The 20,122-nt window shown below is 65.2% G+C and carries 19 protein-coding genes; 7 read left to right on the top strand and 12 right to left on the bottom strand.

What is annotated here, in order from left to right; all coding sequences use genetic code 11:
* Positions 1 to 61: 61 nt before the first annotated feature.
* On the bottom strand, positions 62 to 1,498 hold the full coding sequence (gene glnA / locus MTX34_RS15335; RefSeq protein WP_032368128.1) for a type I glutamate--ammonia ligase: 1,437 nt from the start codon (positions 1,496 to 1,498) through the stop codon (positions 62 to 64).
* A 167-nt stretch (positions 1,499 to 1,665) separates the two neighbouring features.
* On the opposite strand from glnA, the gene MTX34_RS15340 reads away from it, so the two are divergent.
* Entirely contained in the window at positions 1,666 to 2,130 is a 465-nt protein-coding gene (locus tag MTX34_RS15340) for an RDD family protein (RefSeq protein ID WP_243595046.1), read from the top strand.
* A 40-nt stretch (positions 2,131 to 2,170) separates the two neighbouring features.
* Here the strand turns inward: MTX34_RS15340 and MTX34_RS15345 are convergent, their stop codons facing one another.
* From MTX34_RS15345 to sucB, 5 genes are all read right to left on the bottom strand, one after another.
* Positions 2,171 to 2,926: a DUF4191 domain-containing protein gene (locus tag MTX34_RS15345; protein WP_243595045.1), complete on the bottom strand. Its 756-nt coding sequence runs from the start codon at positions 2,924 to 2,926 to the stop codon at positions 2,171 to 2,173.
* Positions 2,927 to 2,988: 62 nt separating this feature from the next.
* A complete protein-coding gene (gene lipA, locus MTX34_RS15350; RefSeq protein ID WP_176459221.1) occupies positions 2,989 to 4,002 on the bottom strand; it encodes a lipoyl synthase in 1,014 nt (337 codons plus the stop codon).
* A 10-nt stretch (positions 4,003 to 4,012) separates the two neighbouring features.
* A complete protein-coding gene (gene lipB / locus MTX34_RS15355; RefSeq protein WP_243595044.1) occupies positions 4,013 to 4,792 on the bottom strand; it encodes a lipoyl(octanoyl) transferase LipB in 780 nt (259 codons plus the stop codon).
* 21 nt (positions 4,793 to 4,813) lie between these two features.
* Positions 4,814 to 5,704: a TIGR01777 family oxidoreductase gene (locus MTX34_RS15360; protein WP_243609936.1), complete on the bottom strand. Its 891-nt coding sequence runs from the start codon at positions 5,702 to 5,704 to the stop codon at positions 4,814 to 4,816.
* A 149-nt stretch (positions 5,705 to 5,853) separates the two neighbouring features.
* Complete coding sequence (gene sucB, locus MTX34_RS15365; RefSeq protein ID WP_243609937.1) at positions 5,854 to 7,638, bottom strand: 2-oxoglutarate dehydrogenase, E2 component, dihydrolipoamide succinyltransferase; 1,785 nt, start codon at positions 7,636 to 7,638, stop codon at positions 5,854 to 5,856.
* Between the two features lie 378 nt (positions 7,639 to 8,016).
* Between sucB and MTX34_RS15370 the strand changes: the two genes are divergently transcribed.
* Positions 8,017 to 8,358 (top strand): oxidoreductase, encoded by a 342-nt coding sequence (locus tag MTX34_RS15370; protein WP_243609938.1) that lies wholly within the window; start codon positions 8,017 to 8,019, stop codon positions 8,356 to 8,358.
* 49 nt (positions 8,359 to 8,407) lie between these two features.
* Here MTX34_RS15370 and MTX34_RS15375 read toward each other — a convergent pair whose 3' ends face one another.
* A complete protein-coding gene (locus MTX34_RS15375) occupies positions 8,408 to 9,931 on the bottom strand; it encodes a leucyl aminopeptidase (protein ID WP_243609939.1) in 1,524 nt (507 codons plus the stop codon).
* Positions 9,932 to 10,048: 117 nt separating this feature from the next.
* On the opposite strand from MTX34_RS15375, the gene gcvT reads away from it, so the two are divergent.
* Both gcvT and MTX34_RS15385 read left to right on the top strand, forming a co-directional pair.
* Positions 10,049 to 11,149 (top strand): glycine cleavage system aminomethyltransferase GcvT, encoded by a 1,101-nt coding sequence (gene gcvT, locus MTX34_RS15380; RefSeq protein WP_243609940.1) that lies wholly within the window; start codon positions 10,049 to 10,051, stop codon positions 11,147 to 11,149.
* Positions 11,150 to 11,190: 41 nt separating this feature from the next.
* On the top strand, positions 11,191 to 12,294 hold the full coding sequence (locus MTX34_RS15385) for a branched-chain amino acid aminotransferase (RefSeq protein ID WP_243609941.1): 1,104 nt from the start codon (positions 11,191 to 11,193) through the stop codon (positions 12,292 to 12,294).
* Here the strand turns inward: MTX34_RS15385 and MTX34_RS15390 are convergent.
* Genes MTX34_RS15390 through MTX34_RS15405 form a run of 4 tightly spaced genes read right to left on the bottom strand, consistent with a single transcriptional unit; the run spans position 12,291 to position 15,386 of the window.
* Complete coding sequence (locus MTX34_RS15390; protein ID WP_243609942.1) at positions 12,291 to 13,052, bottom strand: adenosylcobinamide-GDP ribazoletransferase; 762 nt, start codon at positions 13,050 to 13,052, stop codon at positions 12,291 to 12,293. The two genes, MTX34_RS15385 and MTX34_RS15390, sit on opposite strands and share 4 nt — an antisense overlap.
* Positions 13,053 to 13,054: 2 nt before the next feature.
* A complete protein-coding gene (gene cobT / locus MTX34_RS15395; protein WP_374639741.1) occupies positions 13,055 to 14,155 on the bottom strand; it encodes a nicotinate-nucleotide--dimethylbenzimidazole phosphoribosyltransferase in 1,101 nt (366 codons plus the stop codon).
* Positions 14,152 to 14,721: a bifunctional adenosylcobinamide kinase/adenosylcobinamide-phosphate guanylyltransferase gene (gene cobU, locus MTX34_RS15400; RefSeq protein WP_243609943.1), complete on the bottom strand. Its 570-nt coding sequence runs from the start codon at positions 14,719 to 14,721 to the stop codon at positions 14,152 to 14,154. The genes cobT and cobU overlap by 4 nt, the downstream gene beginning before the upstream one ends.
* Before the next feature lie 5 nt (positions 14,722 to 14,726).
* Complete coding sequence (locus MTX34_RS15405) at positions 14,727 to 15,386, bottom strand: DUF3043 domain-containing protein (protein WP_243609944.1); 660 nt, start codon at positions 15,384 to 15,386, stop codon at positions 14,727 to 14,729.
* A gap of 101 nt (positions 15,387 to 15,487) precedes the next feature.
* Between MTX34_RS15405 and MTX34_RS15410 the strand changes: the two genes are divergently transcribed.
* The 3 genes from MTX34_RS15410 to MTX34_RS15420 all read left to right on the top strand — a co-directional run bounded on the left by MTX34_RS15410 (position 15,488) and on the right by MTX34_RS15420 (position 18,069).
* Entirely contained in the window at positions 15,488 to 16,567 is a 1,080-nt protein-coding gene (locus MTX34_RS15410) for a glycerate kinase (protein ID WP_243609945.1), read from the top strand.
* A 57-nt stretch (positions 16,568 to 16,624) separates the two neighbouring features.
* Positions 16,625 to 16,990: an iron-sulfur cluster assembly accessory protein gene (locus tag MTX34_RS15415; protein ID WP_068052114.1), complete on the top strand. Its 366-nt coding sequence runs from the start codon at positions 16,625 to 16,627 to the stop codon at positions 16,988 to 16,990.
* Positions 16,991 to 17,094: 104 nt separating this feature from the next.
* Entirely contained in the window at positions 17,095 to 18,069 is a 975-nt protein-coding gene (locus MTX34_RS15420; protein WP_243609946.1) for a carbohydrate kinase family protein, read from the top strand.
* A gap of 63 nt (positions 18,070 to 18,132) precedes the next feature.
* On the opposite strand, the gene asnB is transcribed toward MTX34_RS15420, so the two are convergent.
* Positions 18,133 to 20,061: an asparagine synthase (glutamine-hydrolyzing) gene (gene asnB, locus MTX34_RS15425; RefSeq protein ID WP_243609947.1), complete on the bottom strand. Its 1,929-nt coding sequence runs from the start codon at positions 20,059 to 20,061 to the stop codon at positions 18,133 to 18,135.
* Positions 20,062 to 20,122 lie beyond the last annotated feature (61 nt).

The following is a 20,122-nucleotide window of genomic DNA, read 5'->3' on the forward strand; positions in this document are numbered from 1 at the left end:
AAACACGAAAACGCCCGGCCGAAAGAATCGGCCGGGCGTTTTCAGTGTGAAGTCAGGTCGATCACACGTCGTAGTACAGGGAGAACTCGTACGGGTGCGGACGCAGGTTGACGGGAGCGATTTCCTGCTCACGCTTGAGCGAAATCCAGGTCTCGATCAGGTCGGTCGTGAACACGCCACCCTCGGTGAGGTAGTCGTGGTCGGCCTCGAGCCGGTCGATGACCGCGTTCAGCGAGGTCGGTGCCTGAGGAATGTTCTTGGCCTCCTCGGGCGGCAACTCGTAGAGATCCTTGTCGACCGGAGCCATCGGCTCGATCTTGTTCTTGATTCCGTCCAGACCGGCCATCATCTGAGCAGCGAAGTTCAGGTAAGGGTTGCCCGAGGAGTCCGGCGCACGGAACTCGAGGCGCTTTGCCTTCGGGTTGTTGCCGGTGATCGGGATACGGACCGCAGCGGAGCGGTTGCGCTGGCTGTAGACCAGGTTGATGGGGGCTTCGTAGCCCGGCACCAGACGGTGGTACGAGTTGATCGTGGGGTTGGTGAATGCCAACAGCGACGGCGCATGGTGCAGGATGCCGCCGATGTAGTGACGGGCGAGATCCGACAGCCCGGCGTATCCGGCCTCGTCGTGGAAGAGTGGCTTGCCGTCCTTCCACAGCGACTGGTGCACGTGCATGCCCGAGCCGTTGTCTCCGAACAGCGGCTTCGGCATGAATGTCGCCGACTTGCCGTTCTGCCATGCGGTGTTCTTGACGATGTACTTGAACAGCTGCAGATCGTCTGCCGCGCGGAGCAGCGTGTTGAACTTGTAGTTGATCTCCTGCTGTCCACCGGTGCCGACCTCGTGGTGCGCACGCTCGAGCTCGAAGCCTGCGTTCTGCAGGTTCGTCGAGATCTGATCGCGCAGGTCCACGTAGTGGTCGTACGGAGCGACGGGGAAGTAGCCACCCTTGAAGCGAACCTTGTAACCGAGGTTCGGGCTGCCGTCGGCCTCGGTCTCGGCCCCGGTGTTCCACCAACCCGAGGACGAATCGACCTCGTAGAAAGCGCCGTTCGCCTGCGAATCGAAGCGCACGGAATCGAAGATGTAGAACTCGGCCTCGGCACCGAAGTACGCGGTGTCGGCGATGCCGGTGCTGGCCAAGTACTCCTCGGCCTTGCGTGCGACGTTGCGCGGGTCGCGGCTGTAGGCCTCACGCGTGAACGGATCGTGGACGAAGAAGTCGATGTTCAGCGTCTTCGCGTTGCGGAAGGGATCGACCTGAGCGGTGGCGTAGTCCGGAAGCAGAATCATGTCGGACTCGTGGATGGACTGGAATCCGCGGACGGACGAACCGTCGAACGCGAGGCCGTCTTCCAGTGTGTCCGCCGTGAACGCCTTCGCGGCGATAGAGAAGTGCTGCTGTGCGCCCGGCAGATCCGTGAACCGGATGTCGACGTATTCGATTCCTTCATCCGCGATGAACTTGATGACCTCTTGGGCCGTGGAAAACGCCACGCTTTTGCTCCTTTGTTGAGTCCGTCAACCTGACGTTATGGACATGGTGTTGCCCGCCCGTCAAGCTCGTGTTTCGCCCGTGTTACGCGTCCTGGTTCACGAGTGGCACGAACAACAGTACGTCCGTGTGTTTTCCCGTGTACCCGACCGCGCCTATCCTGGAAATCATGGCACGAATGACAGGGTCCTGGTTGTCCGGACCGGCGGCTGCGAACCCGCGAGAACCCCAGAACTTCCGTGGTGAGGAGTTGGGCCTACCGAAGCAGGGGGTCGGCTCTCTGGCCGGTACCGGGCGCCGAGTTCTCGCGCTGGTGCTCGACTGGACGATGGCAACCGGCGTTGCGTCGTTGATTCTCGGTGGCTACACCACGAGCGGACTGATCTCGACGATCGTGTTGGCCGTGTGGTTCGGCGTCGGTCTGGTGACCGTCTCGCTGTTCTCGTTCACCCCGGGGCAGTTCATCGTCGGTATTCAGGTGGGCCGCATCGACGCACACGCACGAGTCGGCTTCGTCCGTGCACTGGTTCGGCAGTTGATCCTGCTGTTCGTCGTTCCGGCCGTGATCACCGACATGGATGGCCGCGGCATGCACGACCGGGCAACGGGAACAGCCCTGCTGCGGACCCGCTGAGGGGTCTTCGCACCAGGGCTGTCGGAGTGGTCGTGAGTGGCTAGCGGCGCTTCATGGTTCGCTGGACGCCCTTCATCTTGGCTCCGCCGGGAACGGGGCCCTTCGGCATGGCCGGGCCACCCTTGGTGCCCAGAGCGGAGAGCCGCGATTCGATGGTGTCCATGCGCTTGCCGTCGATGTTCTTCGGCAACTTCGCAAGATATTTCTGCAGACCCGAGAGCGGGATCTGGTTCTCTTCGTTTCCGACGATGATGTCGTAGATCGGGGTGTCGCCCACCAGGCGGGCGGTCTTCTTCTTCTCCTGGGCCAGCAGTGACTTCACGCGATGAGGTGCACCCTCGGCCACGAGAATGACACCCGGCTTACCGATGACGCGATGCACGGCGTCGAGATGGGTGGTTCCGGCGATCGCATTGGTCACCCGCCACGAGCCCTGCAGATTGTCGAGCGCCCAAGCGGCCGCGCCGGCCTGGCCGTCGGCCTTCTTGTACACAGATTTCTGTACCCGGCGGCCGAAGATGATGAAAGCGACGAGCACACCGAGAAGCAAGCCGATGGGGAGCAGGAACCACTGGAATCCGAACGCGAGACCGATCAGAAATCCGACGAGTCCCAGCCCGACGACCGCCCCGATCATCAGCGGAAGGAGAACCTTGTCGTCCTTGCGCTGCATCTGAAACGCCTGCCAGAGCTGCTTGCGTCGTTCCCTCGATGCCTGCTTGCGCGCCGCCTTGGCAGCTGCTTTTACTTCCTTGCTGGGCTTCGCTGCTTTGCCAGCCTTACTGCCGTTCGCCATGCTTCACAGGATACGTCCTGTGCCGGCGCTCACGTGCACCGCGCCGGGTTGGCCGACGACGATCAGCGAGCCGCCAGACGTGCCATCAGCGAACTGGCCTCCTGAGAAGCTTCGCCACCATCGGTGAGGTGACTCATGCTCTCGGGCAGTTCTCGTCCGTGATGGGCCATCGCCTGTGCGTACAGGCGACCCGCGCGGTACGAGGAGCGGACCAACGGTCCGGCCAGCACACCGGCGAACCCGATCTCGGTGGCGTAATCGGAGTGCTCGACGAACTCCTCCGGCTTGACCCAACGCTCCACCGGGTGGTGGCGCGGTGACGGACGCAGGTACTGGGTGATGGTCAGAATGTCGCACCCGGCCTCGTGCAGGTCGCGAATGGCTTCCTGAACTTCTTCGGGGGTTTCACCCATGCCGAGGATCAGATTGGACTTGGTGACCAGGCCGTCGTCGCGGGCCGCGGTGATGACGTCCATCGACCGCTGGTACCGGAAGGCCGGGCGGATGCGCTTGAAGATCCGCGGCACCGTCTCGACGTTGTGAGCCAGCACCTCGGGGCGCGACGAGAAGACCTCGGCCAATTGATCGGGCTTGGCGTTGAAGTCGGGGATGAGCAGCTCGACGCCGGTGTTCGGATTCAGCTTCTTGATGTACCGAACCGTCTCGGCGTACAGCCACGCGCCGCCGTCCTCCAGATCGTCCCGAGCGACGCCGGTGATCGTGGAGTAGCGCAGACCCATGGCCTGCACGGACTCCGCCACCCGGCGCGGCTCGTCCCGATCGAGATCCTCCGGCTTGCCGGTGTCGATCTGGCAGAAATCGCAACGGCGGGTGCATTGCTCACCGCCGATGAGGAAGGTCGCTTCGCGATCTTCCCAGCATTCGTAGATATTGGGGCAGCCGGCTTCCTCGCACACCGTGTGCAGACCTTCGCGCTTCACAAGACCTTTGAGCTCGGTGTACTCCGGGCCCATCTTGGCTTTGGTCTTGATCCAGTTGGGTTTGCGTTCGATGGGGGTCTCCGCGTTTCGGATCTCGAGGCGGAGCAGCTTGCGTCCTTCTGGGGCCACAGTCACAGGATCGATGCTACGCGCCGAAGCGGACCGTCGTGAACTGCGGGTTGATCGACGCCTCCGTGACCGGCGGATGCTCGATCTCGTGGTCCTGCACGGGCATCGACCCGTCCAAGGCGGCCAGTACGGCGCGGGTGACCGCCGGGGTGACATCGCCGATCGAGACGTCTCGGCCCAGCTCCAGCGACAGCGACGTCACACCGGCATCGGCGATGCCACACGGCACGATGGCGTCGAACCCCGTCATGGCCGCATTGCAGTTCAGAGAGAAACCGTGCAGCGTCACTCCGCGCTGAACACGGACCCCGATCGCAGCGATCTTGCGTTCGGGCAGCCACACGCCGTCTCGCATCTGCGCCGCGAGCCACACCCCGGATCTACCGTCGACGCGCCCGCAGCCGATGCCGTAGGCGGACACGACCGAGATCAGCGCTTCTTCGATACGGCGCACGTACCTGACGACGTCGATGGGGTGCGCGAGTTCGACGATGGGGTAGCCCACCAGTTGGCCCGGACCGTGCCAGGTGATCTTGCCGCCACGATCGACCTCGACGACGGGGGTGCCGTCCCGCGGCATGTCCTCCTCGGAGGTACGCCGCCCCGCGGTGTAGACGGACGGATGCTCGAGCAGCAGCAGCGTGTCGGAGCCGACGCCGTCCGCCCGGGCACCGGCCAGCTCGCGCTGTAGTGCCCAGGCCTCGGTGTACTCGACGGTGCCCAACTCTCGCACCACGACCGGCTCGGAGCTCGCTCGTGCCGACACTGCGACCGACGGAGAGTTCGCATCACTCATGAGTCGGAACGGTACGCCGCGTCATGAGCCGACGGCCACCCGCAGTGCTTCCCCGATCGTGTTGTGCTCGAAGGCGTAGCCCGCGTCTTCGAGAGCCTTCGGAATTGCCCGGGGCCCGGTCAGGATGGCCTCCTCGGCGAACTCGCCGATCACGGCTTTCAATGCGAAGCCGGGCACCACCCACGGCGCAGGTCGATGTACCGCCCGTGACATCGCACTGTTGAACTGCGCATTGGTCACGGGAGTCGGGCCCACCATGTTCACCGGCCCTCGCAGTGAGTCGTTCTCGATGCCGTGCACGATGGCACCGATCTCGTCCTCCAGAGAGATCCACGGGAAGTACTGACGGCCGCTGCCCAACCGTCCGCCGAGTGCGAACAGGTACAGCGGACGGAGCTTGCCCAGCATGCCGCCGCGTTGCGACAGCACCACACCGCTGCGCAGAAGTATCGTTCGGACACCGGCTTCCGACGCCCTCGAGGTGGCGTTCTCCCAGTCTCGACAGACCTCGGCGAGAAATCCCTCACCGACGGGGGCGCTCTCGTCGACCACTCGGTCGCCGGTGTCGCCGTAGAAGTTGACGCCGCTGGCATTGATCAAGGTGGGTACTCCAGCGTCGGCGGCAGCCGCCGCGAGCACCTCGGTCGGCGCGATGCGACTGTCTCGTACCAACTGCTTGTAGGCCCCGGACCATCTCTTGTCGCCGATACCGACGCCGCAGAGGTTGACGATGGCGTCGGCACCGGCGAGCGTGGCGGTGTCGATGCTCCCGCGCGACGGATCCCACTGGGATTCGTCCGGCCCCGCCGGCGCGCGCCGAACGAGACGGGTGACGTCGTGGCTCCGGCCCCGCAGTGCTGCGACCAGAGCTGTGCCGATCAAACCTGATGAACCTGCAATGACTACGCGCATGTGAACGAAAGCCTCCTTGACGCAAACGGGGCATCATTCGCGAACGAATGATGCCCCGGATGCACGGTTCGTGCCCCTCTTTTCGAGACTCCGATGCGAATGTTTCGCGCTCTCACGAGAATACGTGAGAGACGCGATTCGCTGGTTGCCTACAGGCCGAGATCGGCCTCGAACGACGCTACTTCGAGACGCTGCTTGATCGTCGTGAGGAAGCGTCCCGCGTCGGCTCCGTCCACCAGGCGGTGGTCGTAGGTGAGCGGCAGGTAGCACATCGAGCGAACACCGATCGACTCGTTGCCCGAGTCGTCCTTGACGACGACCGGACGCTTGACGATCGCACCCGTGCCCAGCATGGCCGCCTGCGGCGGAACCAGGATCGGGGTGTCGAACAGCGCGCCCTGGCTGCCGATGTTGGTGATCGTGAACGTGCCACCGGACAGCTCGTCGGGCTTGAGTCCGCCCGAGCGTGCACGGGTGGCGATGTCGTTGATCGCCCGAGCGATTCCGGCGAGCGACAGATCGCCTGCATTGTGGATGACGGGGGAGAGCAGACCCTGCTCGGTGTCCACGGCGATACCGAGGTGGACATCGGCGTGGTACGTGATCTCCTTGGCGTCCTCGTTGATGCTCGCGTTGACGTTGGGGTGCGCCTTGAGAGCCTCGACGACGGCCTTCGCGAAGAACGGCAGGTACGTCAAGTTGACGCCCTCGCTCTCGGCGAACTTCGCCTTCGCCTTGGTGCGCAGGCCCGCGATCTTGGTGACGTCGACCTCGAAGGTCTGCGTGAGCTGTGCAGAGGTCTGCAGCGACTCACGCGTCTTCTTCGCGGTGATCTGTCGAATCCGGTTGATCTTCTGCGTGGTTCCGCGAAGGTGCGCGAGCTCCGGGCGAACACCAGCGGTGGCCGGGGCAGCGGGCTTCGATGCGGCGGCAGGCGCAGCATCGGCAGCCGGAGCGGCCGGAGCCTTCTTGGCCTCGGCTGCGGCGAGCACATCCTGCTTGCGGATGCGTCCACCGACGCCGGTGCCCTTCACCGTCGACAGGTCGACGTCGTTGTCCGACGCCAGCTTGCGCACCAGGGGAGTGACGTACGGGCTGGAATCACCCGACGGTGCCGATTCCTTGGCGGGAGCGGCCTTGGGAGCCTCCTGCTTGGGCTCGGGCTTCGGCTCGGCCTTGGGGGCTTCCTGCTTCGGAGCCTCCTTCTTCGGCTCTTCCTTCTTCGGCTCTTCGGCCTTCGGGGCCTCGGGCTCCGGCGTGGCCTCGGGCTCGGGAGCCTTCTCGGCCGGCGATCCCGAGCCGATGACGGCGAGCTGGCCTCCGACGGCGACCGTGTCGTCTTCCTCGGCGGAGATCTCGAGCAGAGTTCCGGCGACCGGAGACGGGATCTCGGTGTCGACCTTGTCGGTGGACACTTCGAGCAGCGGCTCGTCGACAGCGACCTCGTCGCCGACGGCCTTGAGCCACCGGGTCACTGTGCCTTCGGTGACGGACTCACCCAGCTCGGGCATCGTGACCGGCGTGCCGGATCCGGACGAGCTGGACGAGTCGGACGATGCACTCGCTGCGGGTGCCTCCTCCTCGGCCTGCGGCTCGGGCTCGGCCGCGGGAGTGGGCTCCTCGGCAGCCTCCTCGGGTGCCGACTCCTCGGCGGGCGCGGCGTCCTCGGACGGTGCGTCGGACGAGGATTCCTCGCCCGCGTCACCGATCTGGGCGAGCTCACCACCGATCTCGACGGTGTCGTCTTCCTGAGCGACGATCTTGGTGAGAACACCGGCAGCAGGCGACGGGATCTCGGTATCGACCTTGTCCGTGGAGACTTCGAGCAATGGCTCGTCGACTTCGACGGTGTCGCCTTCTTGTTTGAGCCACCTCGTGACAGTTCCCTCGGTGACGCTCTCACCAAGAGCTGGCATCTGGACGGAGAAGGCCATGTCTGTTGACTCCTCGACAGTTGTATGCGGGTGATGTAGTTCTTACGACTTGTGGTCGCAGACCATTGTGCTGGCGGAACAGGGTTCATGGACGAGAGTTGCGTGATTCGATTCGACGGAGGCACCGGTGCACACGGCACCGATCGAGCAGGTTCCGCTCGATACAGCGCCCACGTCGACACTCCCTCTCGGCAATTCACTAACTCACTTCACGAGCCTTGGTTCACTATCAAGAGAGCTGAACCCTCTAATGTCATCCTTCCATTGTTATCGCCTCGCCGTTCCCCTAGGGCGTGCAACACGCCTGGCAAACTGGCGGGTAACAACATTCCGGCACCAGAACCGGTGATCCATCGGCCGTACGAAAAGGATGTTCTCGTGGGATTGTTCGATCGACTCAAGCGAAGCGGCGGGGGCGCGAAACGAGCCCCGGAGGGGTCGGTCGCCCAGTACCTGGCCGATTGGAGCGCCGCGCGAATCGGTGTCGAGGCCTACGTCGAGCCGAAGACGACGGTCACCCCGCTGACCGTCGTGCTGATCGCGAACGACGGCGAATGGACTCGTCGGCCGTTGGATGAAAAATATGCACGAAAGATCGGACCCGACCTGAAGATCCCGGTGTACGACGTCCGCAAGACCGGCTATCCCCAGCGAATGCGCGACCACGACGCTCGCCAGAAGGTCATCAAGAGGCGCGAACAGCAGCAGCGCGACCTGTGACCGAAGTCCGTGCGTGCGGACACCGATCCGCACGCACGGACTTTCGCGATCAGCCGTTCTCTGCGATGTCCTCGAGTACCGCGAACATCGTCCGGACGGGTACTCCGGTGCCACCCTTGCCGGTGTACCCGAACGGTCCACCGGTGTTGTATGCCGGACCAGCCACGTCGATGTGAGCCCATTCGACGCCGTCCGCGACGAATTCCTTCAAGAACAGAGCGGCAGCGAGCATTCCACCGGCCCGGCCGTTGGTGACGTTCGCCAGATCGGCCACCTTGGAGTCGAGTTCGCGCCGAATCTCTTTCGGCAGCGGCATCGCCCAGGCGTTCTCGCCGATGGCCTGAGAGATCTCGGCGACGCGGTCGCGGAAGGCTTCGGTACCCATGACCCCCGGCGTTCGATTGCCGAGCGCAACCACCTGAGCTCCGGTCAGTGTCGCGGTGTCGATGAGGTAATCCGGATCGTCCTCGCAGGCACGCACGATCGCGTCGGCCAACACCAAGCGACCCTCGGCGTCGGTGTTGATGACCTCGACGGTGATGCCGCCGTACTGGGTCAGCACATCGCCCGGACGCTGCGCGGTGCCCGACGGCATGTTCTCGGCCATCGGCACCGTCGCGACGACATCGAGTGGCAGACCGACCTTCGCGGCCAGGATCACCGTCGCGATGACGGCAGCCGCACCGCCCATGTCCGAGGTCATGTTCTCCATGCCCGCAGCGGGTTTGATGGAGATGCCGCCGGTGTCGAACGTGATTCCCTTGCCGACCAGGGCGACCTTCTTCGCGCCCCGCTTACCGCCCGAGTGCGTCAGGCGAACCAGTCGCGGCAACCGCGAAGAACCCTTGCCGACGCCGTGAATGCCGCCGTAGCCGTCCTTCTCCAGGGTCTTGTCGTCGAGGATCTCGACCTTCAACCCGGCCGCGGTACCCAGGGCCTTGGCCTGCGCGGCGAACTCCTCCGGGTACAGGTGGCTCGGTGGGGTGTTGACGAAATCACGCGCCACAGCGACGGATTCGGCAATGGCGACCGATCGAGCCAGCTCGCTCTTGGCCTCCTTGGAGCGAGTGTCGGGAACGAGCAACTCGACGCGGGCGAGGGGAAGACCGTCGGCCTTCGGTGCCGACAGTGCGGACTTGAACTCGGTGAACTGATACGCGCCGAGGAAGAACCCCTCCGCGGCCGCGCCGAGGTCGAGTGCCGACAACGTCGTCGCGGCCGTATCCACGCCCTTCAGTGCGCGAGCCGCAGTTCCGGCCGACTGGCGGATGCGCTCGCTGTCGATGTCGGCTGCGCTGCCGAGGCCGACGGCCAACACGCTGTCCACGGACAGGCCCGACGGTGCGGGAATGCGTACCAGCTCGTCGGCCTTGCCGGTGGCTCCGACGGACTCGAAAGCGTCGAGTAGCGCTGCTGCGATGGCGTCGTCGGAAATGTCGTCGGTGATGGCGAGTTCGAGGCCGTCGTCACTCGTACTCAGCGCGACGACGAGAACGTCGACTTTCTTACCGAGCTTGCCCGCCAGGACCAGGTCGGGTCCGAGAGTGCGGGAAGGCGTCGAAGGGGAAGGCACGTGGCTGCTCCTGTAGGGGTTGACGTGTACGTACCTCGATCCTAGTGACGGACGATCGGCGAACGCAGTCGGTCTGCCGGGCCCGTGACCGCCACGAAGTGAGCTAGCGTGACCGCCATGACGGACACCGCGCTGATCGAGGGACCACTTCACGCCGCGCACACCGAATTGGGCGCGACATTCGCACCTTTCGGCGGCTGGACCATGCCGGTGTCCTATGCCGGGGTCGTTCTCGAGCACGCGGCGGTACGAGAGACCGTGGGACTCTTCGACGTCGGACACCTCGGTAAAGCGTCGGTCACCGGTCCCGGAGCGGCCGCGTTCGTGAACTCCGTATTGACCAACGATCTGAACCGAATCGAACCCGGCAAGGCGCAGTACACCCTGTGCTGCACGGACACCGGCGGTGTCGTCGACGACCTGATCGCGTACTACGTCTCCGACGACGATGTCTTTCTGGTGCCGAACGCAGCCAATACCGCCGCCGTCGTCGCGGCGATGGCCGAGCAGGCACCCGAGGGTGTGTCGGTGGTGAACCAGCACCGCGAGTTCGGAGTGCTGGCGGTGCAGGGGCCGCAATCGGCAGGGGTGCTGCAGGAACTGGGCCTGCCGACCGACATGGACTACATGGCGTTCGAGGACGCCACGTGGAATTCGAGAGCGGTGCGCGTGTGCCGAACCGGATACACCGGCGAACACGGGTACGAGCTCGTTCCCGCGGCAGCAGATGTGGAACCGCTCTTCCGTGCCCTCCTGGCTGCGGTGAGAGCGCGCGGAGGGCAGGTGTGCGGGCTCGGCGCGCGTGACACGCTGCGCACCGAAATGGGGTACCCGCTGCACGGACACGAACTGGCACTGGATATCTCGCCCCTCGAGGCCCGTTGCGGCTGGGCGATCGGGTGGAAGAAGGACGCGTTCTGGGGCAAGGAGGCCCTGACCGCCGAGAAGGCGAGCGGACCGGCGCGAGTGCTGCGCGGACTGAAGGCACTCGATCGTGGTGTCCTTCGTCCCGGCCTCGCCGTCAGGTCTTCGGGACAGCAGATCGGCACGACGACGTCCGGCACCTTCTCGCCGTCGCTCAAGATCGGAATCGCCCTCGCCCTGCTCGACGCGGGAGCCGCTCCGGAGGTGGGCACCGAGGTCGAGGTCGATGTCCGTGGGCGTGCGTTGCGCTGCGAGGTTGTCGCGCCGCCGTTCGTCGCAGCGAAGACCAGGTGACCGCGCGAGAGCGCAACGGCCTTGACGATAGGATCTCCGGCATGACAGGTGTTTCCGAGTTCGCGTACGTGCAGCATCCCTCTCCCGCCACTCCCGTGGAGCGCGACGCTGTACTCGCTGCACCCGGTTTCGGAAAGCACTTCACCGATCACATGGTGTACATCGACTACACCCGTGACGGCGGATGGCACGATGCGACGATCGCGCCCTACGGGCCGATCGAACTCGACCCGGCCGCGATGGTGCTGCACTACGGCCAGGCCATCTTCGAAGGCCTGAAGATCTACCGTCAGCCCAACGGCGACCTCTCGACCTTCCGGGTGCACTCCAATGCCGAGCGTTTCCGCTCCTCGGCCCGCCGTCTGGCGATGCCGGAGTTGCCGGACGAGCTGTTCATCGGATCGATCGAGAAGCTTCTCGAACTCGACCACGACTGGGTCCCCGCAGCAGGCGGCGAAGACGCTCTGTACGTCCGGCCGTACATGTTCTCCACCGAGGCCGGGCTCGGCGTGCGTCCCGCCGACTCGTACCGCTACATGCTGATCGCCTCGCCCGCGGGCGCGTACTTCCCCCGAGGCGTCAAGCCGGTGAGCGTCTGGCTGTCCACCGAATACGTCCGGGCGGCACCGGGCGGCACGGGTGCCGCGAAGTTCGCGGGCAACTACGCTGCATCGCTGCTGGCGCAGGCGCAGGCCAGCGACGAGGGATGCGACCAGGTGGTGTGGCTCGACGCCACCGAGCGCCGCTACGTCGAGGAAATGGGCGGGATGAACCTGTTCTTCGTCTTCGGTTCGGGCTCCGACGCCCGCCTGGTGACGCCGTCGCTGTCCGGATCGCTTCTCCCCGGCATCACCCGCGACTCGCTGCTGGCCCTGGCGACGGATGCAGGCATCCCCGTCGAAGAGCGGCGGATCTCCACCGAGGAATGGCGCAAGGGTGCGGACTCCGGCGAAATCACCGAGGTGTTCGCCTGTGGCACAGCAGCCGTCATCACTCCGGTGGGCAGCGTCAAGTCCACCGAGGGAACGTTCGAGATCGCGGGCGGGGAGCCGGGCGAGATCACGCTCGCACTGCGTGACACGCTCACCGGCATTCAGCGCGGCACGTTCGCCGACACCCACGGTTGGATGACCACGCTCCGCTAACTTCCGAGAAGCAGGCCGATCGCGGCCAGGGCAGTGGTGGTCTCGATTCCTGCTCCGAGCACGTCTCCGGAGAGTCCACCGAAGCGTCGGACACAGTGCCGAGTGACCACTGTTCCGAGCGCCAGGACGGCAATGACCACCAGCGGTCCCTGCCACGGGTGATCGCCGCGTGCGAACACGGAGATCGCCACTGCGACAACCACCCACAGCACCGGAGTCACGTTCGACTGCGTGCCAGCGACGAGCGCACCGAAACCGTTCGGCGACGACGCGTCGGTTCCGCGGCGGCACGCGAGCACCACCGACACTCGGCCGATCACCGGCAGGGCAGCGATGGCCCACCACAGCTGCTGCTCCGCGAGCTGGCCGACACTCGCGGCCTGAATCGCCAGGATCAGGGCGATGGCCGCCACCCCGAAGGGCCCAGCACTGCCGGACTTCATGACTTCTCGCGCTCGTTCGGGTGGGCCGTAACAGCCCAATCCGTCTGCGGTGTCGGCCAAGCCGTCGAGATGCATGCCCCGAGTCAGCAGTGCCGCGGCAGCAACGGTGAGCAGGCCGCCGAGCAATGGCGACAGCCCCGCCGTGACCGACACCCACAGGACTGCCGCCCAGATGCCGCCGAGGGCAAGACCGACGAGCGGAGCCAACGCTATCGCCCGGCCGGCGGAGTGCCTGTCGACCTCGTCCGGGCCGCGCACGGGCAACACCGTCAACCAGGAGAACGCGAGCACCAGTGCGTCGGCTCGCCTGCGCACCGTCAGTGGTCTTCGATACTGCTGTGGGCCTCGCTGTCGCCGGAACTGACACCGGAGTCGGCAAAGGTGGCCATCGAATTCAACGTACCGACGCCCGCACGAACCAGAGGCAGTGCTGCCAGTGCACCCGAACCTTCTCCGAGACGCATCTCCAACTCCACGATCGGTTCCAGACGCAAGTGCCGCAACGCAAGTGAATGCGCAGGCTCGGCCGATCGATGCCCGGCAACCCACCAGTCCCGTGCCCCGGCTGCCGCGTCCTCGGCCACCACCGCGGCCGCTGTCACCACGAGGCCGTCGAGGATCACCGGTGTTCGCCGATGCGCGGCCTGGGCGAGAAAGCCGGCAAGTGCGGCGATGTCGGCACCGCCGGCAACTCGCAGCAGGTCGGTGGAGTTCTTGGCGACCGGCCGTGCTCTACGCATGGCATCCCGGATGGCTGCGGTCTTCCTGATCCACCCGGCATCGTCGATTCCAGTGCCGCGACCGACGGCGGCAACCGGTTCGGTGTCGGTCAGGGTGGCGATCAATACCGTTGCAGGAGTAGTGTTTCCGATGCCCATGTCGCCTGCGATGAGAAGATCCGCGCCGGCGTCCACTTCTTCGTCGGCGATGGCGGCTCCGGCAGCAATCGCGGCCCGAACCTCGTCCTCGGTGAGTGCATCCTCGCGGTCGATGGACCCGCTGGACCGTCGAATCTTGAACGCGGACACCGACGTATCGGTATCGGCGTCGACCGCGACATCGACAACCCTCACCGTGGCATCGGCGATGTGCGCGAGCACGTTGACCGCTGCGCCGCCGGCCCGGATGTTCTCGACCATCTGGGCCGTCACCTCGGGAGGATAGGCCGAGACCCCGTGCGCAGCGACGCCGTGATCGCCCGCGAAGACGACCACCCGCACTCGCTCGAAGGACCGCGGCGGGCAGGCGTCCTGGCAGGACGCGATCCACTCACCGAGCGCCTCGAGGCGGCCGAGGCTTCCGGCCGGTTTGGTCAATTCCCGTTGCCGGTCCGCGGCGGCCGATCGAGCCGAGTGGGACGGAGCGGACACCGGTCGAAACGGCGACGACGCCGATTCTTCTTCCGAAGGAGTTGTCACACTGTGCCTTTCGCGGTGATGAAGTCCGCCGGTGGTTCCTTGAGGGGCAGCGCGAGCCCTGCGACGACCAGCAGAACCCTGTCACACACTGCCGCGAGCCGAGAATTGAGCAGTCCCAGCTCGTCGCGGAAGAGGCGACCGGAACGGGATTCGGGCACCACGGACAGTCCTACTTCTGGGCTGACGAGTACAAGGGCGGAGGTGGACTCGGCGACAGCATCGACCAGAGCGTCGACGGCCGGTGTGATGGTGCCACGGGGTAGCCCCCATGCTGCCGCGTCGTCGAGCATTCCCGTCAGCCACGTTCCGAGATCGTCGACGAGGGTGGTGCCGTTCCACGGCTGCGAGACGACATCCGACAGGGATGCGACGGTTTCGACGGTGGACCACTGTTGCGGTCTCGACGCGCGATGCCGCTCGATACGGCACTGCCAATCCTCGTCGGTGGCGTCGCGCCTGCCGGTGGCGACATAGCGAACCGGCTCGAGCACGGCAAGCGATTCCGCGTGCCCGGACTTGCCGGATCTGGCTCCACCGAGCACGAGGGTTCGAGTCGGTACGTCCACAGACGTCAGACGGCCTCGCCGGTGCTGACTCGCGGCTTGGGAGCGCGCATCTTGCGGATCTGGGACGCGCGAACGAAGGCGTACCACCCGATCTTGAAACCGCCGTCGGTGGTCTCGGGGAACCGCACCCGGATCTTGTTGTTGATCATCTTGCCGAGGTAGATGCCTTCACCGACCATGAAGAGCATCATTACGAACATGCCGAGCGTGACGTACTGCTGCACCTGAGGCTGCAGGAACAACGCGAAGATCAGGATCAACGCGAGCGGCATGAACAGGCCCACGAGATTGCGTCGCGCGTCGACGATGTCGCGCACGTATGCGCGAACCGGACCCTTGTCGCGGGGGAGTAGGTACTTGTCGTCGCCCGCGAGCATGCGTGAGCGTCGCTCGGCTGCGGCGGCGCGTCGCTCGTTGGAGGCGGCCTTGCGCTCTTCCTTGCTGCCCTTGTTCGCCTTGCGACGCTCGCGTGCCTCTTTGCTCGTCAGGGGAGCAGGCGCAACCGGCCCACGACGCCGCGACTCGGCGTCACGGCGCTTGGGGGTCGGCCGGCCCTTCCCGAGAGACACCGAAGGGTTCGCGTCGCTCCCGGCCGTCGTCGACTCGGATTCGTTCGAGTCGTTTCCGTCCGAATTGTCAGAGTTTCCACGGCGTAGCAGCTTCACGCACTCAGAGTATGGGATGGCTCCTCGGTATCGAACACCGGCCAGGTCAGCGGCGAAACAGCGGATGGAAGTCCCGGCGCTGCAGCCCTAGACTTCCGACGATGCGAGTGATGATTGCGCCGGATTCGTTCGGAGACACCCTGACTGCTGCAGGCGCGGCCGAGGCCATCGCCAAGGGATGGGCCTCGGTTCGTGAGACCGACGAACTCGAGCTCGCGCCCCAATCCGACGGCGGCCCGGGCTTCGTCGAGGTCTTGGCCTCGCGTATCGGGACCGTTCGGTTCGCGGACGTGGACGGGCCCCTCGGCAACCCGGTCCGAGCCCGCTGGCTGCTCGACGGTACGGCGGCATACATCGAATCGGCTCAGGCGTGTGGACTGCATTTGCTCGACGGCCCGCCCACCGCGCTCTCTGCGCTGAAGGCGAGCAGCTACGGCGTCGGTCAGCTACTCGACGCCGCCCTGGACGCCGGGGCTCGAACGGTGTTCGTCGGTCTCGGCGGAAGCAGCTGCACCGACGGCGGGCGCGCGATGATCCGTGCGCTGGGCGGTCTCGGATCGGCAGTCGCGAGGTTGTCGGACATCGACCTCGTTGCCGCCTCGGACGTGGAGAACCCGCTGCTGGGCGACGCCGGTGCGGCACGAGTGTTCGGCCCCCAGAAAGGTGCCGACGCAGACACCGTCGCTCGGCTGGAGGAGTTGAACACCGATTGGGCCGCAGTGCTCGCCGCCGCCGGCCACGAGGTGGCAGGACTGTCCGGTGCCGGAGCGGCAGGTGGTCTCGGTGCGGCTCTGTTCGCTCTCGGTGGCAGGCAACTCCCCGGTGCCGTCGTGGTGGCCGAACGAACCGGGCAGCAGGAACTGCTGAACTCCGTCGACCTTGTGCTGACCGGCGAGGGAAAATTCGACTCGCAGTCGCTGCGGGGGAAGCTGGTGACCAGAATTGCTGCCGCGGGAGGGGCAACGGGCATCGAGACGATCGTTCTGGCAGGCCAGGTCACGTTGTCCGCTGACGAGTTGGACTCGGCGGGTATCTCGGCAGCGCACTCCATCACCGAGTTCGCGGGATCGGTGGAGCTGGCGATGTCCGACGCGGCGAACCAGCTCGAACAGCTGGCCGCGCGCGTCGCGGCCGACGTTGCCGAAACTGCGGTCGACCGAGGCGGCGAGCGTGAGGAATAGAGCTACCGGGAGTACGGTTGAGTAATTCACGGGTTGTACGACTGATAGGGAGAACCCATGACCGTTTCGAATGAGACCGCAACGACCGAAACCACGGCGCACAAGGTCACCATGACGGAGACCGCATCGACCAAGGCCAAGGCGTTGCTGGATCAAGAAGGCCGCGACGACCTCGCTCTGCGTATCGCCGTCCAGCCGGGTGGTTGCGCAGGACTGCGCTACCAGCTCTTCTTCGACGACCGAAGCCTCGACGGCGACCTCGCGGTCGACTTCAACGGCGTCACCCTCGCAGTGGACCGGATGAGCGCTCCGTACGTGGAGGGTGCATCCATCGACTTCGTGGACACGATCGAGAAGCAGGGCTTCACGATCGACAACCCGAACGCCACGGGATCGTGCGCGTGCGGCGACTCGTTCAACTGAGCTGACTCGTATTCGACTGTGACCGATACACGCAAGCGTGTATCGGTCACAGTCGTGTCTGCCTGTCACTTCCCCAGCATTTACCAACCGAAAGGCCCTCCTTCGTGACTCTCGCGGTATCCGGCTCGATAGCGACCGACCATTTGATGCGATTCTCCGGACGGTTCGCCGAGCAGATCGTCGCCGATCAGCTCTCGAACATATCGCTGAGCTTTCTGGTGGACGATCTGGTCATCCGCAAGGGCGGCGTCGGCGGAAACATTGCATACGCACTGGGAGTTCTCGGCGGTGCGCCACTGCTCGTCGGAGCTGTGGGACCGGACTTCGCCGAATACCGAACCTGGCTCGAAGAGCACGGAGTGGACTGCAGTGGCGTGAGCGTCTCCGCCACCGCGCACACCGCCCGCTTCGTCTGCACCACGGACGAGGACATGGCGCAGATCGCGTCGTTCTACCCCGGGGCGATGAGCGAGGCCCGTGATATTTCCATCGAGGCATTGGCGGCGGAGAACAAGATGGACCTGGTTCTCATCGGTGCCAACGACCCCGACGCCATGACCGCGCACACGGCACAGTGTCGCGCTGCCGGCATCCCGTTCGCGGCCGACCCGTCACAGCAGCTCGCCCGGCTCGACGCCGCGCAGGCAACCGACTTGATCGACGGTGCCGCGTACCTGTTCACCAACGAGTACGAGTGGGCGCTCCTCAAGCAGAAGACGGGCATGTCCGACGCAGACATCGCCGCCAAGGTGGATCTGCGTGTCACGACGCTGGGTAAGCGCGGCGTCGACATCGTCGCCAAAGGCGGCGAACACACTCACATCGGTGTCGTACCCGAGACGAGCAAGGTCGACCCGACCGGTGTCGGCGACGGCTTCCGGGCCGGTTTTCTCACTGCGCACATGGGCGGAGCCAGCATCGAACGTGCAGCGCAACTCGGTTCGCTGGTGGCCGTGCTGGTGCTCGAGACCACCGGCACTCAGGAATGGGAACTCAACCGCGACGACGCGATCAAGCGTCTGACCGCGGCGTACGGTGCCGAGGCGGGCGAGGAGATCGGCGCACTGCTGCCGGCCTGACGCTGTTCTCGCCGCCCCGACGAAACAGGGGCGGCGAGGCCGCGATCATCGGATCTGCGGCAATCAGATGTTGACCGGGTACTCCGGTTCGGCGATCTGCGGCACGATGCGCTTCTCGACGAAGATGCCGTGCCACACCATGAAGATGAGCAGTGTCCACAGCCGACGGCTGTGATCGGACTTGCCGGCGCGGTGATCGTCGAGCATCGCGACGATGGCGGCCTTGTTCAGCAGATGATCGGTCTGCGATTCGGCGATCTGCTGATGCGCCCAGTCGAAGAGTTCCGGGCCGCGCAGCCAATGGCGCAGCGGCACCGGGAATCCCAACTTGGCGCGGTGCAGCACATGACCGGGAACGATTCCCTCGAGCGCCTGCCGCAGTGCGTACTTGGTGGTGGTCTTGGTGATCTTTTGCTCGAGCGGCAGCTTCTCGGCGACCTTGTAGACCTCGGAATCGAGGAACGGAACTCGGAGCTCGAGCGAGTTCGCCATGGTGATCTTGTCGGCCTTGACCAGAATGTCGCCGCGTAGCCACGTGAACAGATCCAGATGTTGCATGCGAGCCACCGGATCCCAGCCCTGCGATTGCGCGTAGATCGGAGCGGTCACGTCCTGGTGCGTCCACTCGGATCTGAATTCGCGCAACACCGATCGCAACTGCGCATCGTTGAAACTACGAGCGTTGCCGTAGTACCGCTCTTCGAGGGTCATGGAGCCTCGGTTGAGCAGGCTCTTTCCGCGAGTGCCTTCCGGGATCCGCTCGCTCAGCGAGCCCGCTGCGCGTCGCAGGAAGGCAGGAAGCGACTCGAACGGCTTCAACGACAGTGGTTCGCGGTAGATGGTGTAGCCGCCGAACAACTCGTCTGCACCTTCACCGGAGAGCACCACCTTCACATGCTTGCGGGCTTCCTTGGCGACGAAGTACAACGGTACGAGCGCTGGGTCGGCGACCGGGTCGTCGAGGTACCAGACGATTTCGGGAATGGACGCCGCGAACTCCTCCGGTCCGACGACCTTCACGATGTGGCGGGCACCGATGGCGGCCGCCGACTCCGCTGCGACATCGACCTCGGAGTAGCCATCGCGCTCGAATCCTGTGGTGAACGTGATCAGGTCGGGATTGTGGCGGATTGCCAGGGCCGCGATCGCCGTCGAATCGATGCCGCCCGAGAGGAACGAGCCGACGGTGACGTCGGCGCGCATGTGCTTGGCCACCGAGTCCTCCAGGGCCTCGGCGATTTCCTGGTATCGAGCCTTCTCGCTGCCGGGTGCGAAGGGCTGAACCGGAAACTTCGGCGTGAAGTAGCGAGTGACCTTCGGCGGCGTACCGGGGGAGAGGGTGGCGTAGCAGCCCGATTCGAGCCGCCGAACGCCGGCGTGCAGGGTCTCGGGCTCGGGGACGTACTGCAGCACGGTGTAGTGCTCGATGGCGCGCGGATCGAGATCGGTGCCGACGCCGACCGTGTCCAACAGTTCGAGCACGCTCTTCTTCTCGCTGCCGAAGGCCGTGCCTCCCGGCCCGGTGGCGAGAAACAGCGGTTTGATGCCGAACGGATCCCGGGCGATGAACATCTCGCGGGTCTCGGTGTCCCAGATGGCGAACGCGAACATGCCCCTCAGCCGCTGCACTGCGGCGGCACCCCAGTAGTGGAACGCTGCGACGATCGATTCGCTGTCACCCTCGGTGACGAATTCCGCACCGTGGTCGCGGGCCAGTTCGGCCCGCAGTTCCAGGTAGTTGTAGATCTCTCCGTTGAACACGAGTGCGTACCGGTTCGGTGACTCGGGCGGACCCCATCGCATCGGCTGATGGGAGTGCTCGATGTCGATGAAGGACAACCTGTTGAACCCGTAGACGACATCGTCGTCGTGCCAGGTGCCACCGGGCTCGTCCGGCCCGCGGTGTCGCATGCAATGGGTCGCCGAACTCACCAGTTCGACACCGGCGGCGGTCGTTCCGTGAGATGTCAGTACTCCGAGCAGTCCACACACAGCGTCTGCTACCTCTTCTCGCAGTTGGGGACAATGCAGGGATGGGTCTCCGCGAGGTCGT

Source organism: Rhodococcus sp. ARC_M5 (genome assembly GCF_022810405.1).
GTDB lineage: Bacteria > Actinomycetota > Actinomycetes > Mycobacteriales > Mycobacteriaceae > Rhodococcoides > Rhodococcoides navarretei.

What these genes read in the sequence shown, in the direction of transcription:
- MTX34_RS15410 (WP_243609945.1), top strand. Translation starts at nt 15,488, where the DNA reads ATGCGAGTGATGATTGCGCCGGATTCGTTCGGAGACACCCTGACTGCT.
- lipB (WP_243595044.1), bottom strand. Translation starts at nt 4,792, where the DNA reads ATGAGTGATGCGAACTCTCCGTCGGTCGCAGTGTCGGCACGAGCGAGC.
- MTX34_RS15340 (WP_243595046.1), top strand. Translation starts at nt 1,666, where the DNA reads ATGGCACGAATGACAGGGTCCTGGTTGTCCGGACCGGCGGCTGCGAAC.
- MTX34_RS15345 (WP_243595045.1), bottom strand. Translation starts at nt 2,926, where the DNA reads ATGGCGAACGGCAGTAAGGCTGGCAAAGCAGCGAAGCCCAGCAAGGAA.
- MTX34_RS15360 (WP_243609936.1), bottom strand. Translation starts at nt 5,704, where the DNA reads ATGCGCGTAGTCATTGCAGGTTCATCAGGTTTGATCGGCACAGCTCTG.
- MTX34_RS15385 (WP_243609941.1), top strand. Translation starts at nt 11,191, where the DNA reads ATGACAGGTGTTTCCGAGTTCGCGTACGTGCAGCATCCCTCTCCCGCC.
- MTX34_RS15415 (WP_068052114.1), top strand. Translation starts at nt 16,625, where the DNA reads ATGACCGTTTCGAATGAGACCGCAACGACCGAAACCACGGCGCACAAG.
- sucB (WP_243609937.1), bottom strand. Translation starts at nt 7,638, where the DNA reads ATGGCCTTCTCCGTCCAGATGCCAGCTCTTGGTGAGAGCGTCACCGAG.
- gcvT (WP_243609940.1), top strand. Translation starts at nt 10,049, where the DNA reads ATGACGGACACCGCGCTGATCGAGGGACCACTTCACGCCGCGCACACC.